Source organism: Pseudomonas sp. GYB4201, assembly GCF_056312595.1.
Genome location: NZ_JBWGIG010000011.1, coordinates 100,358 through 114,277 on the forward strand (window position 1 = coordinate 100,358; position 13,920 = coordinate 114,277).

Here is a 13,920-nt window from a genome sequence, read left to right on the forward strand (position 1 = left end):
GTAGCCGCAGCCTGGCGGCAGCGGCTACGGGCGCAGGTTACTGCACCTGCACTTGCACCATAGGCGTCGGGGTCACGTGGACCTTGGCGTGCATCTGCTCGAAGCCACCACCACGGCGCATGCCGCGCACCGGGCAGGCGTCCAGGTAGTCCAGGCCCACGGCCAGCTTCAGGTGGCGCTCGGGGCGCGCCAGCTGGTTGGTCACGTCGAAGCTGTACCAGGCGTCGTCCAGCCAGGCCTCGGCCCAGGCGTGGCTGGCCAGGTGCTCGCTGTCCCCACTGAACAGGTACCCCGACACATAACGCGCCGGCACGCCCAGGCTGCGCGCACAGGCCAGGAACGCGTGGGTGTGGTCCTGGCACACGCCGGCACGGGCGGCGAAGGCCTGGGCGGCGCTGGTGTCCACCTCGGTGGCGCCGGGGGTGTAGGTGATGTGCTGGTTCAGCGCCTGCATCAGGTCGATCAGCGCCGTACGGTCAGTACGCTGCCCGCATTCTTTCGCGGCGAACGTACGTAGCGCCTCGTCGGCCTCGGTCAGGCGGGTAAAGCGGCGGAACGGCAACGGCGACTGCGATTCGTGCTCGGCCTCGCGGGTCTCGTCGATGTCGACCTGGCCGCGGGCGCCGATGATGATGTCGTGGTGCGGCTCGTCCAGGGTCAGCACGTGGAGGATGTTGCCGAACGGGTCGATCTGCGCGCGCACATGGCGTGGCAGGTCCAGCTGCCAACTGATCACGTGCTGGCGCTCGCTGTCGTGGGGCGTCAGGCGCAGGTACTGGATGCTGGCGCGCACTTCGTCATCGTAGTGGTAGGCGGTCTCGTGGCTGATGGAGAGTCTCATACTGCCTCCAGGTAGGAACTGTGAATGGCGTTGCCCAGCTGTGCCACCAGCGGGATGAATTCGGTGAGCCAGGCGTGCAGCCCCTCGTCGAGAATTTCGCCGATGCCGGTGTAGCGCAGGCGCGCGTCCAGCTCGGCGGCCAGGCGCTGGGCCGGGCGGCCGTTGAGGCCGGGCAGCGAGGCCAGGATCTGGTCGATTTCCTCGGTGCAGGCGCGCAGCGACCGCGGCACGTCGGCGCGCAGCAGCAACATCTCCGCCACGTTGTTGGCCGAGGGCGCGTCGCGGTAGATCTCCGTGTAGGCCTCGAACGACGACAGCGCCCGCAGCAGCGCGCTCCACTGGTAGTAACTGCGCGCCGAGCTTTCGTCCACCAGCTCGGCCTCGTCGCCCAGCATCTCGTAGCGCGCGTCCACCAGGCGCAGGGTGTTGTCGGCGCGCTCGATGAAGGTGCCCAGGCGAATGAAGCGGAACGCGTCATTGCGCATGATGGTGCCGTAGGTGGCGCCACGGAACAGGTGCGAGCGTTCCTTGATCCACTCGCAGAAGCGGCTCAGGCCGTAGCGCCCCAGGCCCTGCTCGGCGATGCCGCGAATCTCCAGCCAGGTGGCGTTGATGTTTTCCCACATGTCGGCGGTAATGCGCCCACGCACGGCATGGGCACTGGCGCGGGCGGCGCCCAGGCAGCTGTAGAGGCTGGCCGGGTTGCTGGCGTCCAGGGCGAAGAAGTGCAGCAGCCGTTCGGCGTGCAGCTTGCCGTGGCGCTCCAGGTAGTCGTCGAGGGTGCCGGTGATCAACAGCGGCATGGCCATTTCTTCAAGGCCGTCGCCACGGCCATCCTGGGGCATCAGCGACAGCGAATAGCTGACTTCGAGCATGCGCGCCAGGTTCTCCGCGCGCTCCAGGTAACGTGACATCCAATACAGATCAGAGGCAGTTCTACTCAGCATTTGGCAGGCATCCTTAATCCTCGACCACCCAAGTGTCCTTGGTTCCGCCACCCTGTGACGAGTTGACCACCAGCGAGCCCTCGCGCAGCGCCACGCGGGTCAACCCGCCAGGCACCACGCGGGTTTCGCGGCCGGCCAGGACGAACGGGCGCAGGTCGATATGGCGCGGGGCAATGCCGTTCTCGACGAAGGTCGGGCAGGTCGACAACGACAGCGTCGGCTGCGCGATGTAGGCATGGGGCCGCGCCTTGAGGCGGGCACGGAAGTTCTCGATCTCGGCCGCACTGGCGGCAGGGCCCACCAGCATGCCGTAGCCGCCCGACCCCTGGGTCTCCTTGACCACCAGGTCGGGCAGGTTGGCCAGCACGTGGGACAGTTCCTTGGGGTTGCGGCACTGCCACGTCGGCACGTTCTTGAGGATCGGCTCCTCGTCCAGGTAGAAACGGATCATGTCGGTGACGTAGGGGTACACCGACTTGTCGTCTGCCACGCCGGTGCCGATGGCGTTGGCCAGCACCACGTTGCCCGAGCGGTACGCCGCCAGCAGGCCGGGCACGCCCAGCATCGATTCGGGGTTGAACGCCAGCGGGTCGAGGAAGGCATCGTCGAGGCGGCGGTAGATCACGTCCACGGCCTTGGGGCCGTCGGTGGTGCGCATGAACACGCGGTCGTCGCGCACGAACAGGTCGGCGCCCTCCACCAGTTCCACGCCCATCTCGCGGGCCAGGAACGCATGCTCGAAAAATGCACTGTTGAAGCGCCCGGGGGTCAGCACCACCACGCTGGGGTTGTCCAGGTGGCTGGAGCTTTTCAGGGTGTCGAGCAGCATGCTCGGGTAATGGTCGATGGGGGCGATGCGCTGGGCCGCGAACAGCTCGGGGAACAGGCGCATCATCATCTTGCGGTCTTCAAGCATGTAGCTCACGCCGCTGGGCGTGCGCAGGTTGTCTTCCAGCACGTAGTAGCTGCCATCGCCGTCGCGCACCAGGTCGACGCCGGAAATGTGCGAGTAGATGTCACGGTGCAGGTTCAGGCCCTGCATGGCCAGCTGGTACTGCTCGTTGGCCAGCACCTGTTCGGCGGGGATGATGCCGGCCTTGATGATGCGCTGGTCGTGGTACAGGTCGGCCAGGAACATGTTCAGTGCCTTGACCCGCTGGATACAGCCGCGCTCCACCACCCGCCACTCGCTGGCCGGGATACTGCGCGGAATGGTATCGAACGGAATCAGCCGCTCGGTGCCCTGCTCGTCGCCATAGAGCGTGAAAGTGATGCCAGCCCGGTGGAACAGCAGATCGGCTTCCCGGCGCCGTTGGGCCAGGAGCTCTTCGGGGGTGTCGGCCAGCCAGCGCGCGAACTCCCGGTAATGCGGGCGGACCACGCCGCCGGCATCGTACATCTCATCATAAAAGGTGCGGATCATGCCGTACTCCTTGTCACCCGGACACCAAGCCCATCGCAAGGCTCGTGCCAGCGGCAGAAACGCTTAAATAACAACAGGTTGGATAACGCCCGATTCGCGCTCGCACCATTCCTGTGCGTCATTGACCCCAACCCGTCCCCGGACGCTTCATTGCGAAGCGGTAGTTCAAGGCTAATTGCTATGACCAGCATAGACAGAGATGATTTCGGCAACGCTGCGCCAGACAGTTTTTTTAATGAATATTCAACCCGCCGCCCATAGTTTTCGATCTTGAAGCTCTTGATCTTGATCTGGCTTTTGATCTGGCTTTTGATTTTGATCTTGGCCCCGTTAAGCGCCCGGGCCGACTGGAGGCGTTGATCGAGCGGGCCGAGGCGTAGCCGAGGGAGACGGAACCGGAGGCGCTTCTATTCCGGGCCGTCGTCCGCTTGAGCGACGCCGGAGGGAGGGGACCCGTAGCGCAGCGGAGGGCCCAAGCAGGGGCAAGCCCTTTTTGCTTACTTTTTGGGGCGACTGCCAAAAAGTGAGTCGCCGTAAGGGCGAAACGGTCGGTGGGCGCACCACGAAAATGGATATGTCCAAAACCATCAAAAGCAGGATCCAACTATCGTGACCACATCCATTATCACGGGTGATGCACAATCACCTTTCCGCCCTTACGGCGGGTCACTTTTTTTCAAACGCCAAAAAAAGTAACCAAAAAACGCTTGCCCCTGCTTGGGCCCTTCGCTGCGCTACGGGTCCCCTCCTTCCGGCGCCGCTCAACGGGCAGACGGCACCCGCTATAGAAGCCTGCGGGTTACCGTCTCTTCGGCCTACGGCCTCGGCCCTTCGGGCAGCCCGTTGATCGACGCCTCCAGTCGGCCCGGGCGCTTTACGGGGCATACAATCAAGATCAAAAGCCAAGTCAAAAGCCAAGTCAAAAGCCAAGTCAAAAGCCAGATCAAAAGCCAGATCAAAAGCCAGATCAAAAGCCAGATCAAGATCACAAGCCAGGGCAACAGCAATAACTGGAGGTAGTGTGATGGATGGCCTGCAAACTAAAACGGCCAGCCCATGGGCCAGCCGTCATGTACTGCGGGGGTCAGTCAAGCCTGCAGGCGCTGCACCTGATGCTTCACACCCCACCCTTCTATCTCCCCGCCCAGCGGTTCGATCACGGCTTCGAAGTCCTGCTCGAACTCGCCAATGCCGCCATAGGTGGCGAACATCACCTTGCTCAACTCCAGGTACCAGGCCCCATCGTCACGTTCGCTGACCTGGGCATTGAGTGATTCGCCCTGGAACTTGCCCGCTGCCGTGCGCGCACGCTTTTCGTCCGGGAACACGGCATAGAACTCGATGGGGTGGATGCTGGCAAAATCGAAGCCGCCTTCCTTCATGCGGCGCAGCACGTGGGTGCTGATGTCTTCTTGATAGGCTGTGCTCATGAATCGTCCTCCTCATCATTGATGGATAGACTTTCAGTACTTCCAGGACCTCCGTTAGCAGAAAAACGACTGCAATGGGACTACGCGACTCAAGGGTCACCCGGAAACAAGCATGGAGCTGACAACAAGACGAGGGCACGGCCAAAGGGGGCAGGCCGCTCTCGATTGCAGAGTAGCGCGAAGGCGGCGCCTGTGCCAGAGGGTCAGGCGCACCAATTGCGGATCAGTCGACTGGCGTCACAGAAACGATTTCCATGGCATTCATCTCCTTGAGCGCCTTGGCCGCCGGTTCCGCGGCACGGTTATCAAAATCGTTGAGGTCGGCCTTTTCCAGCACCGGGCGGTAATAGGCACGCACATGCCTGGCCGCCTCGTCCTTGTCGGGACGCTCCTGCGCATCGACCAGCAGGTTCAACTGCTGGCCATGTTCATCGATAAACGTGATTTGCCACTTTTTCATCTAGATCTCCTCGGCAGAACGGAGTCGACGACACAAGGCTTGCGCCTTACTTCACTTGACCGGCCAGGGCCGGCATCGTTCCGGCCGGGTGCCCACCAGTGGCAATGATTCATTTAGATAACACCTTGGCGAGCAGATGAACGGGCGAAATGCAGCGTTTCCACCCAAGGAGACGGTCATGACCGATACCCTAGCTGCCATGAAGCACTACGATGATGTGCTCGCTCACTATCACACCCTGCTGGGCGCCCTGGCCCAGGTTCCCACGCCGCTGTCGGTGTTCCGGCGCATGGGGCAGCGCCTTGAGCCCGACGATCCACGCACACCGCTGGACAAACTGCCCAAGGCCTACCCCAGCCGCTGCCGCGACTACCGGCGCACGGAAAGCGGCCAGGCTCACGCAGCGGTGGCCGCTACCGCCCTGGGCAGCCACTTCTATTCCCAGGCCGAACTGTTGCATGCCGACGGCCTGCTGGGCAAAGAGCACTGGCTGATGGCCAAAAGCGTCTACCAATGGCCTGACCTGGCCGAGCGTACGCGCTATTACGGTCGCGTCACCCGCGCGTACGCCCTGTACCTGGATACCAGCGACACACGCGTGCAAGCCATCGGCAGCTTCGTGCTGGCACAGTCGGCGCGGGTGCCGCTGGTCAACCTGGCCCAGGCCGAGGAAGTCGGCCTGTTGCTACTGTTCACCCCCGGTGGCGGCCTGGAAGCCTTCGCGGACCTGGCCGGCCTGCGCCAGCGCCTGCAAAACCTCGACACCCTGCGCCCCGGCGTGCCCATCCGCGGCCACAAACACCTGGAGCGCGAACCCCATGCACCGGTGACCTTCAGCGAAATAACCGGGCACCTGTTTGCCCAGTTGTTGCAGCACTGGCATGACAAGCAGCTGGACGACTTCAATTACCACCTGCACCACCGCGACCTCAGCCCGCTGCAGGGCGAGGAATGGGTAATCGGCCTGACCCGCGCCACCGACCTGCACGAAGCGTTCAGCCCCAACGGCTTTTTCACCCGCCGCACTGCCAGCCTGCTGCGTGCCATCGAACCCCCTTGGCTGGCCCAGGCCACGCCCCAGGCCCGTGAAGCGCTCGCCACCCGTACCCGCACGCTGATCAGCCATCACCTGCGCTTTCAGCAGTTGATGCACCGGTTGCCCAGCCTCAAGGGCTTCGCCAAGGCCCGCGTAGAAGGCGAACTGCGACGCCGGCTGAAGCGGCGCATCGACGTGGACCAGCTGTACATCAGCGAGGCACGGGTGCTGGGCGTCATCCCCAATTTATGGAAAGGCCTGCCCTGGCTGATCTACAGCGAGGTGAAGCGCGGCCGCGACGTGACCCCGATCGTCGACAAGGCCCTGGCCAACATCAGCCCGCTGGACCTGGACTACCGGCTCACCGGGCTGGTGGTGGACCAGCACCGCAACATCGTCCCAGGCCTTGAGGCCGACCTGATCCGCGAGGTGGTGCGCGAGGTGGACGTGGGCGGCAGCTACCCGGCCTTTATCCGCGGGCAGATCGACAACGCCGCCCAGCTGCAATTTCACACCGCCTTTGCCCTGCTGCAGCGTGCCCGCCATGCCGTGCACCGCCAGCGCACCCGCATGGGTGCCCCACCCGACCCCGCCTGGCAGCCGACCCTGCAGGACGGCCTGCTGACCGAAGCCGCGCTGGACGCCGGTTTCGAGGCCCAGGTCGACACCTTGATGGCCTCGGCGGACGCAGCGTCCACCAGCGACCGGGAAAGCGACCTGCACGTGGCCGTCACCCTGTGCACCATCGCGGTGTCGGCCGTGGCCATGGCCGTCAACCCGTGGCTGGGCCTTGCCGTCAACGGCCTGCTCAGCGCCCGGGCCGTGGCCGATGGCGTGCGGGCCTGGAAGCGCGGCGACCACGAGCAGGCGGTGGATGAAATCGGCGGCGCGCTGGCCGGGCTGGTGCCCGTCGGCCACCTGCCGGGGCCGGCGCACACGCCCGTGGCACTGTTCAGGCACGGCCCCGAGGTGCTGCAAGCGCGGCTAGTCGGCCCTCGCCCAATTGCCGAAGCGCTGCCTGCCCTGGCCGAGGCCAAGGTCGACCTGGCCCACGCCAGCCCCGACAGCGACGGCGTCTACCACCACGCCGGGCGCCACTACATACGGCACATCGACAGCCCCACCCAGGTGCGCCAGCACGAGGTGGACTACAGCGCCGTGCATGGCAGCTACCGCGCCCTTGACGCGCGGCAGCCCGATGCCCTGCGCCAGCCCGTCCGGCGCAGCGACTCCCTGGCCTGGCGCACCCACGTGGCCGCCTTGTGGGCGCCCGAGGTCGAATTGCCCGTGGCCGAACCTCCCGTGGTTGAGCAGCCCGTGGTCGAGCAGCCGCAGCACTGGGTCGAGCCGCAACTGCTGGCCCAGGCCGGGCTGGAACCCGAGGACGAAGCGGCGTTTGCCGAGGCGGCGCACTGGCTTGAGCAGGGCCAGTTCCAGTTCAACGAAGAGGAAGTGTTGGCACCTGCGCCGCCCCGCCCGGACCTGCTGCAGGCCGGCGAACCGCTGGTATTGACCCCTGGGTTGCTGACCATCGACCAGCTCAACGTGTCGCGGTTTGCCCTCGAAGGCCTGCGCCACCCCTTCCAAGTCCCGGCAGAACAGATGCTGGCCTACGACGGCGACCTTGCCCGGCTGCGCACCCTGCGCAACAACGCCCTGCTGGGCCAACGGGACCTGGTCAGCCAACGCCGGGTCAATGCCCGGCTGGCCCGGCAGTTGCTGGCCCAGCAAGGCTACGCGCTGCTCGGCGACATCGACATCCGCGGCATCAAGATACCGGTGTGCCGCCACCCCTCTTCCCAGGCGCTGTATATCGTCTACCCGCGGCTGATGTTCTGGGATTTCGGCTCCATCACCCTCACCGGCCCGATGATGGGGCTGGTTGATCGTTCCTGGGCGCACTACATCCTGCGCAACGTGCCACGTGGCGACCTGCGCCGGGCAATCCGGCGGGCATACACCGCGAACCAGCTGGTGCCCGCCATCGTGATCGCGGACGTGGGCGAGACCCTGGCAAGCTCGCGCATCTACCTCAACCGGCTGGTGATCCAACGGCCGGGGGCATCAACGCCCCGGTAATCGCTTGCACAAAAAAACCGATGCCATCGCTGGCATCGGTTTTTTACATTGCAGGTGTCAGCTTACTTCTTCGAGTCCGCCACGCCCGCCGTGTTGTCCAGCAGGCTCTTGGTGGCCGTCTGGATGAACGAGTCAAGCTTGTGCAGCAGGTCGGCCTGGTCGGGCTGATCGGCGATCGGCTCGGCTTTCGGGTCGCTGCCCAGCTGGAAGCGGAACATGCGCGGTGGCATGTCCTTGGGCTGTACCAGGATGCGGTCACCGGTGATGATGGCCACGGTCTGCTCGTTGCCCGAAGGCTTGATCACGCCGAAGCCCTTGTCGCCATCCGGCAGGTTCAGCAGGTCACGACCCCAGCACTGGTTGCGGGTTTCGCCACCGACACGGCCCATGATTGTGGGCACGATATCGATCTGGGTACCCACGGTGTGGTTCACCGCGCCGAACTTCTGCTGCAGGCCTTCGCCAATCATCAGCATGGGCACGTTGAAGCGGCCCAGGTCCATCTCGGTGATCTGCTGTTCGTTGCCGAAGCCATGGTCACCCACCACGATGAACAGGGTGTCCTTGAAGTACGGTTCCTTCTTGGCCTTCTCGAAGAACTGGCCCAGGGCCCAGTCGGAGTAGCGCATGGCCGTGAGGTGCTGGTTCAGCGGGCCACGGTCGGTGACCTGGGGTACCGGCAGCGGCGACGGGATGGCGTACGGGGTGTGGTTGGACAGGGTTTGCAGCAACGCGTAGAACGGCTTGCCGGCCTTGTCGCGCTTGGCCAGTTCCTGGGCGCCACGGTCGAACATGTCCTGGTCGGACACGCCCCAGGTGGGGTCGGAGAACACCGGGTTGACGAAGTCGTTGCGGCCGATGAAGGTGGTCATGCCCTGGTTGGCGAAGAAGCCGGACTGGTTGTCCCAGGCGAAGTCACCGTTGTACACGTACACGTCATCGTAGTTGCGCGCGCTGAGCAGCTCCGGCAGGCCCGACAGCTTGTGCGCGCCCTCGGGGGTCTGCATCAGGTATTCGAAACCTGGCAGGTTGGGGAAGCAACCCATGGTGGCGAACATGCCCTGGTGGGTATGGGTGCCGTTGGAGAAGAAGTGGTCGAACAGCACGCCTTCCTTCGCCAGCTTGTCGAAGTACGGGGTGATGTTGCCGGGTGCACCCAGGGCGCCCACCGAGTGACCGGCAAAGCTTTCCATCAGGATGACCACGACGTTCTTGTAGCCCATGACGTTCTGCGCCGGCGGCGTGAAGTCACGGCGCACCGCGGCGGTGTCGGCGTCCACCAGCTTGTCGTTGGCGGTCAGCAGCATGTTGCGCACGGTCTGTTGGGCGTCATCCTGGGGGATGGTGGCCTTCCAGATGTTGTCGCGCTCGTCGGAGAAGCTGCTTTTCGCCGCGCCGATCAGGCTCAGGGTGCCATTGAGGCCCAGCTGGTTGGCAAAGTTGGAATCGGTGGTGTAGGCATCACCCCAACGCAGCGGCGGGCCCTGGCGCAGGGTGCCACGGGCGGCGACCACGGCCACGGCCAGCAGCACCACGAACACGGCCACGCGGCCATACCACGGCGCCACCGGGCGGCGGCCGCTGGCCACGTAGTCCACGCGCGGGCGCGTCAGGCGGTCGATGCCCTTGAACACCAGGCTGAGCAGCCAGGTCACCAAGGCCCAGGCCAGCAGGTAGCGCACCACCGGGTAGCCGTACCAGAGCATGCTCAGCACGGTCTTGGGGTCTTCCTTTACGTACTGGAACACCAGGCCGTTGAGGCGTTGGTGGAACTCGCGGAAGAAGTCCAGCTCCATCAGGCCCAGGAACATCATCACGCTGGAGGTAATAGTCAGCCAGAACCGCCACAGGCCGCGGCGGGCCATCAACCATGGCACCAGCGTGGCGACCACCAGCGGTACCAGGGTGTACACCACCAGGCGCACGTCGAAGCGCAGGCCGTTGCCGAAGGCCTCGACAAAGGTGGAAGCCGGGGTGTCGAGGATCATTTCACGGTTGTAGATCAGCAATGCCAGGCGTAGCAGGCTGAGCAGCACCATGATGGCCAGGCCGCTGAGCAGCGTGTAGGCAAGGTGGGATTTGACGGTCGGCTGCCGGCGTTTATACGCCTGCGCCGGACCCAAGGCGTCCGTGTTGGCCATGTCGATAGAAAATCCGTGGATAGTTTATTGGAATCGTGAAACACGAGGCGGCAAATGGTGCATCAAGATGGCAGGGGATGCACTGCATAATTTTGCCAAGGCAAAAGTCATATCGGTGTGAAAGGCCTGCTAAACAGGGGGCAGGGCTGCCCCCCCACACACGGCGTAACAATTCAGAAGCGCACATTGCCCCGTGGGCCGGCGATGGCCCAGATAATCAGGCCCAGCACCGGCAACAGCAGGATCAGCAGCACCCAGATGATTTTCATCCCGACTTCGGCGCTGCTTTTCAGCACATTGATGATCGCCCAGATATCCAGGGCCAGAATGATCAGGCCGACCAGGCCATTGAAGGTGGAACCCATGGGGAAGTGCTCCGAGAAAGGGATTCCCCCTTCAGCGTAGCCCACCACGTTGTAGCAGCGGCCACAGGCCGCGTCCGGGAGCGCCGCAATGGGTGCCTGGAACACGGACGCAGCCTTCGGCAGCTGCTACGGGTTAGATGTGCACGGCGATTTTCAGGGCTTCCAGGGAGGCGGCGGCGGCGATGTTCGCTGCGGTGCACAGTTCCAGTACGCGCTCCACGTCCTTGCCGAACACCAGCACGCACTGCAGCTCGTCATCCAGCGGTTGGCTGAAGTCGACCAGGGTGTAGCCGCCGTCTTCCTTGGCCAGGCTGCTCATCTGCACCTGGATGCGGTTGAGCGCGGTCAGCGGCTCGACCTTGGCCAGTTGCTTGGCCTTGAAGTTGAACGCCACGCCCGGGCCGAACGAGTCGGTGATCTGCTGGAACAGGTCCTGGTAGGTGTCGGCCTGGAACAGCACGGTGTCGGGCAGGCTGCCGACCACCACCCACTCGCCCAGGGCAATGGGGAAGCTGTCGTCGTAGTTGATGTCCGGGTTGGCCGCCAGGAACGCCTGCGGGTCGGCGTAGGCTTGGGCCGCTTCGTCGGCGATGCGCGCGATGTCGGCGTCCGCCAGGCAGCCCGAGCTGATCTTGGTGATGAGTTCAATCAGTTGGTCTTTCATGGGGGCAGCCTGCAGCGGACGAAAAAAGGGCGCAAAGCATAGCCGCATTCGCGCCCCGAGGGTATCAGGCCGTGAGCCTGGCCAGCCGCGCGGCGGTGTCCTGGGCGCCCATGGTCTGTGCCGCGGCCAGGGCGGTGGCGCCGTTGGCGTCGCGGGCATCGGGGTCGGCGCCCTGGGCCAGCAGGTAGTCGACGATGGCGGTGCGGTTGAACATGGCCGCCATCATCAGTGCGGTGCGGCCATCGCCGCCGGCGCCTTCAACGCTGGCGCCGCCCTCGATCAACAGCTGCACCACCGCCAGGTCGCCCTTGAACGCGGCACCGGCCACCGGGCTCTGGTTGTTATCGTTGCGAATTTCAGGATCGGCGCCGTGGGCCAGCAGCACGCGCACGGCGTCCTGATGGCCATGGTAGGCGGCCAGCATCAGCAGGGTGTCGCCCTTGTGGTTGCGCAGGTTCACCGGCAGGCCCTTGTCCAGCAGGCGGCCCAGCATCTCGGCGTCGCCGCTGCGGGCCACGTCGAACACTTGCGCGGCGAATTCGGCAGCTTCGTCCGGGGTCATCTGGCGGGCGGGTTGGGCGTCGGTCATGGTGGGCTCTCCTGGCTGGCTAATGCTGTTCAGTGTCCGGGGGCGGCGACAGGTGGTCAACAGAACCTGCCGATGGCGGCGGACAAGGGAATTAATTGGCAATACGTTGTCATAGACCATAGGGATGGCTGAAAAGTCGCCCCACCCTCCCCCGGGTTTGTCCGAACCCGTCGCGCAAAATGCCGTGCAACAAATGACCAGTCATGCATTTTGCACGGATCTGAAATTCACGATTTTCCTGAAGTGCCCGGTTTCATTGGGTCTCGCCCTGATGGCAAAGCTGGCACGGGCTCTGCACTCCTTACTCACAGGTTTGCCAACCAAAGAGCCAGGAGCTGACATGAACTTCATTCAAGAAAAATTCGCTTCCGTATTCGCAGGCTATGAAGTCACCACCCAGCCGCGCCCCGATGGCGCCGTGTTGCTGACCCTGCGTGACAGCGAAGGCAAAGTGACCCGCCGGTCGATCTCGTACCAGCAACTGCACACCGCCGAGCAACTGACCTGGGTGATCAGCGCCATTCGCCGTGACCTGGCGGGTGCCGCCAGCGAGCTGCCGGCGATCAACATGCTGCAGAGCCAGAACCGCTTCGCGTTGCCGACCTATCACTCGGCTTGAGCTCGCGTTGACCCCATCGCGGCCAAGGCCGGCTCCTACGCGTTCCGTGGTAGGAGCCGGCCTTGGCCGCGATGCAGGCCACGCGGTTGCTTATGGATTGATTCCGGCAAACGTTTCGACGCAGCAGTGATCGCCGAGTTCCCCACCCTCTCTCACCAATCCCACGGTCTGCATCCCCGCCGCCCGCGCGGCATCCAACTCCTCCACCACGTCCGACAGGAACAGCACCTGCCCCGCCGCCACGCCCATGGCCGCGCTGATGGTGCGGTACGACTGCGCCTCACGCTTGCCGCCCGAGGTGGTGTCGAAGTAGCCACTGAACAACGGCGTCAGGTCCCCCGCCTGGGAGCAGCCGAAAATCAGCCGCTGCGCCTGCACCGAGCCCGATGAATACACGTACAGCGGCAGGCCCTGGGCGTGCCAACGGGTCAGTGCCTCCACGGCGTCGGGGTACACATGGCCCTTGAGCAGGCCGGCGTTATAGCCCTGGGCCCAGACCATCCCCTGCAACGCCTTGAGCGGCGTGGCCTTGCGGTCTTCAGCCAGCCACCCGAGCAGGATGGCGATCACCCGTTCCACATCGGCACCCGGCTCGCCGCTGGCCTGGCGCACGGCGTCCAACTGCGCGGCCACGGCAGGCTCGGCGGCGTTGGCGCGCACATAGCTGGGCAAGTGCTGGGCGGCGAAGGGAAACAGCACATCGAACACGAAGCTCACCGCGCTGGTGGTGCCTTCGATGTCGGTGAGGATGGCAGTGATGGGCATGCAGGCTCCGGGGTCAGTCGTCGAGGCGCGGGAACAGGCTGGCGATCTGCTCGCCGGTGAACTTCGCCACCCAGCCTTCGGCATTGTTGAACAGGCGGATGGCAACGAAATGCGGCTGCTCGCCCATGTCGAACCAGTGCGGCGTGCCGGCCGGCACCGAGATCAGGTCGTTCTTCTCGCACAGCACGGCATAGACGTAGTCGTCGATGTGCAGGGTGAACAGGCCACGGCCGGCGACGAAGAAGCGCACTTCGTCCTCGCCATGCACGTGCTCGTCGAGGAACTTGGCGCGCAACTGCGCCTTCTGCGGGTGGTCACGGTCCAGGCTGATGACATCCACGGTCTGGTAGCCGCATTCAGTCATCAGCTGGTCGATCTGCCCACGGTAGGCGTCGATCACCTGTTCCTGGCTGGCGCCGGGCTGGATCGGCGCGTTGGCCTGCCAGCGCTCGAAGCGCACGCCTTGCTCGGCCAGGGTGGCGCTGATGTCCTCGGCGTGGGTCAGGACCTTGTTGGGGATGCCGGGGGTGGAAACGTGGTACACGGTCAGGCTGCTCATCA

General features: G+C 64.6%; 13 protein-coding genes. 2 read left to right on the plus strand and 11 right to left on the minus strand.

All coding sequences use genetic code 11. The annotated features are described in order from the left end of the window. Positions 1-37: 37 nt before the first annotated feature. The 5 genes from AC0Z2B_RS12930 to AC0Z2B_RS12950 all read right to left on the minus strand — a co-directional run bounded on the left by AC0Z2B_RS12930 (position 38) and on the right by AC0Z2B_RS12950 (position 5,101). On the minus strand, positions 38-841 hold the full coding sequence (locus tag AC0Z2B_RS12930; protein ID WP_476297058.1) for a transglutaminase family protein: 804 nt from the start codon (positions 839-841) through the stop codon (positions 38-40). Continuing rightward, the gene (locus AC0Z2B_RS12935) at positions 838-1,788 is read right to left on the minus strand and encodes an alpha-E domain-containing protein (protein WP_416423092.1); all 951 of its coding nucleotides are present in this window, start codon (positions 1,786-1,788) and stop codon (positions 838-840) included. Before AC0Z2B_RS12935 ends, AC0Z2B_RS12930 begins: the two co-directional genes overlap by 4 nt. Positions 1,789-1,801: 13 nt before the next feature. Beyond that, positions 1,802-3,211 carry a circularly permuted type 2 ATP-grasp protein gene (locus AC0Z2B_RS12940; protein ID WP_416423091.1) on the minus strand — a complete coding sequence of 470 codons (1,410 nt, stop codon included), beginning with the start codon at positions 3,209-3,211 and terminating at the stop codon, positions 1,802-1,804. Positions 3,212-4,299: 1,088 nt separating this feature from the next. After that, a complete protein-coding gene (locus AC0Z2B_RS12945; protein ID WP_416423089.1) occupies positions 4,300-4,641 on the minus strand; it encodes a ribonuclease E inhibitor RraB in 342 nt (113 codons plus the stop codon). A gap of 223 nt (positions 4,642-4,864) precedes the next feature. Next, positions 4,865-5,101 (minus strand): hypothetical protein, encoded by a 237-nt coding sequence (locus tag AC0Z2B_RS12950; RefSeq protein WP_476297060.1) that lies wholly within the window; start codon positions 5,099-5,101, stop codon positions 4,865-4,867. 178 nt (positions 5,102-5,279) lie between these two features. Here AC0Z2B_RS12950 and AC0Z2B_RS12955 point away from each other — a divergent pair, with 178 nt between their 5' ends. Then, positions 5,280-8,216, plus strand: a complete 2,937-nt coding sequence (locus AC0Z2B_RS12955; protein WP_476297062.1) for a hypothetical protein — start codon at positions 5,280-5,282, stop codon at positions 8,214-8,216. A gap of 62 nt (positions 8,217-8,278) precedes the next feature. Here the strand turns inward: AC0Z2B_RS12955 and AC0Z2B_RS12960 are convergent, their stop codons facing one another. The 4 genes from AC0Z2B_RS12960 to AC0Z2B_RS12975 all read right to left on the minus strand — a co-directional run bounded on the left by AC0Z2B_RS12960 (position 8,279) and on the right by AC0Z2B_RS12975 (position 11,975). Then, positions 8,279-10,357, minus strand: a complete 2,079-nt coding sequence (locus tag AC0Z2B_RS12960; protein WP_476297064.1) for an LTA synthase family protein — start codon at positions 10,355-10,357, stop codon at positions 8,279-8,281. Between the two features lie 173 nt (positions 10,358-10,530). Next, the gene (locus AC0Z2B_RS12965; protein ID WP_476297196.1) at positions 10,531-10,722 is read right to left on the minus strand and encodes a PLDc N-terminal domain-containing protein; all 192 of its coding nucleotides are present in this window, start codon (positions 10,720-10,722) and stop codon (positions 10,531-10,533) included. Positions 10,723-10,855: 133 nt separating this feature from the next. Continuing rightward, the gene (locus AC0Z2B_RS12970; protein WP_476297066.1) at positions 10,856-11,386 is read right to left on the minus strand and encodes a hypothetical protein; all 531 of its coding nucleotides are present in this window, start codon (positions 11,384-11,386) and stop codon (positions 10,856-10,858) included. Positions 11,387-11,450: 64 nt separating this feature from the next. After that, positions 11,451-11,975: an ankyrin repeat domain-containing protein gene (locus AC0Z2B_RS12975; protein ID WP_476297068.1), complete on the minus strand. Its 525-nt coding sequence runs from the start codon at positions 11,973-11,975 to the stop codon at positions 11,451-11,453. Between the two features lie 340 nt (positions 11,976-12,315). Between AC0Z2B_RS12975 and AC0Z2B_RS12980 the strand changes: the two genes are divergently transcribed. Beyond that, a complete protein-coding gene (locus tag AC0Z2B_RS12980; protein ID WP_416423083.1) occupies positions 12,316-12,594 on the plus strand; it encodes a DUF3509 domain-containing protein in 279 nt (92 codons plus the stop codon). A 90-nt stretch (positions 12,595-12,684) separates the two neighbouring features. On the opposite strand, the gene mtnC is transcribed toward AC0Z2B_RS12980, so the two are convergent. Beyond that, positions 12,685-13,359: an acireductone synthase gene (gene mtnC / locus AC0Z2B_RS12985; protein ID WP_476297070.1), complete on the minus strand. Its 675-nt coding sequence runs from the start codon at positions 13,357-13,359 to the stop codon at positions 12,685-12,687. Positions 13,360-13,372: 13 nt separating this feature from the next. Beyond that, positions 13,373-13,918 (minus strand): 1,2-dihydroxy-3-keto-5-methylthiopentene dioxygenase, encoded by a 546-nt coding sequence (locus AC0Z2B_RS12990; RefSeq protein ID WP_476297072.1) that lies wholly within the window; start codon positions 13,916-13,918, stop codon positions 13,373-13,375. Between the last annotated feature and the right edge of the window lie 2 nt (positions 13,919-13,920).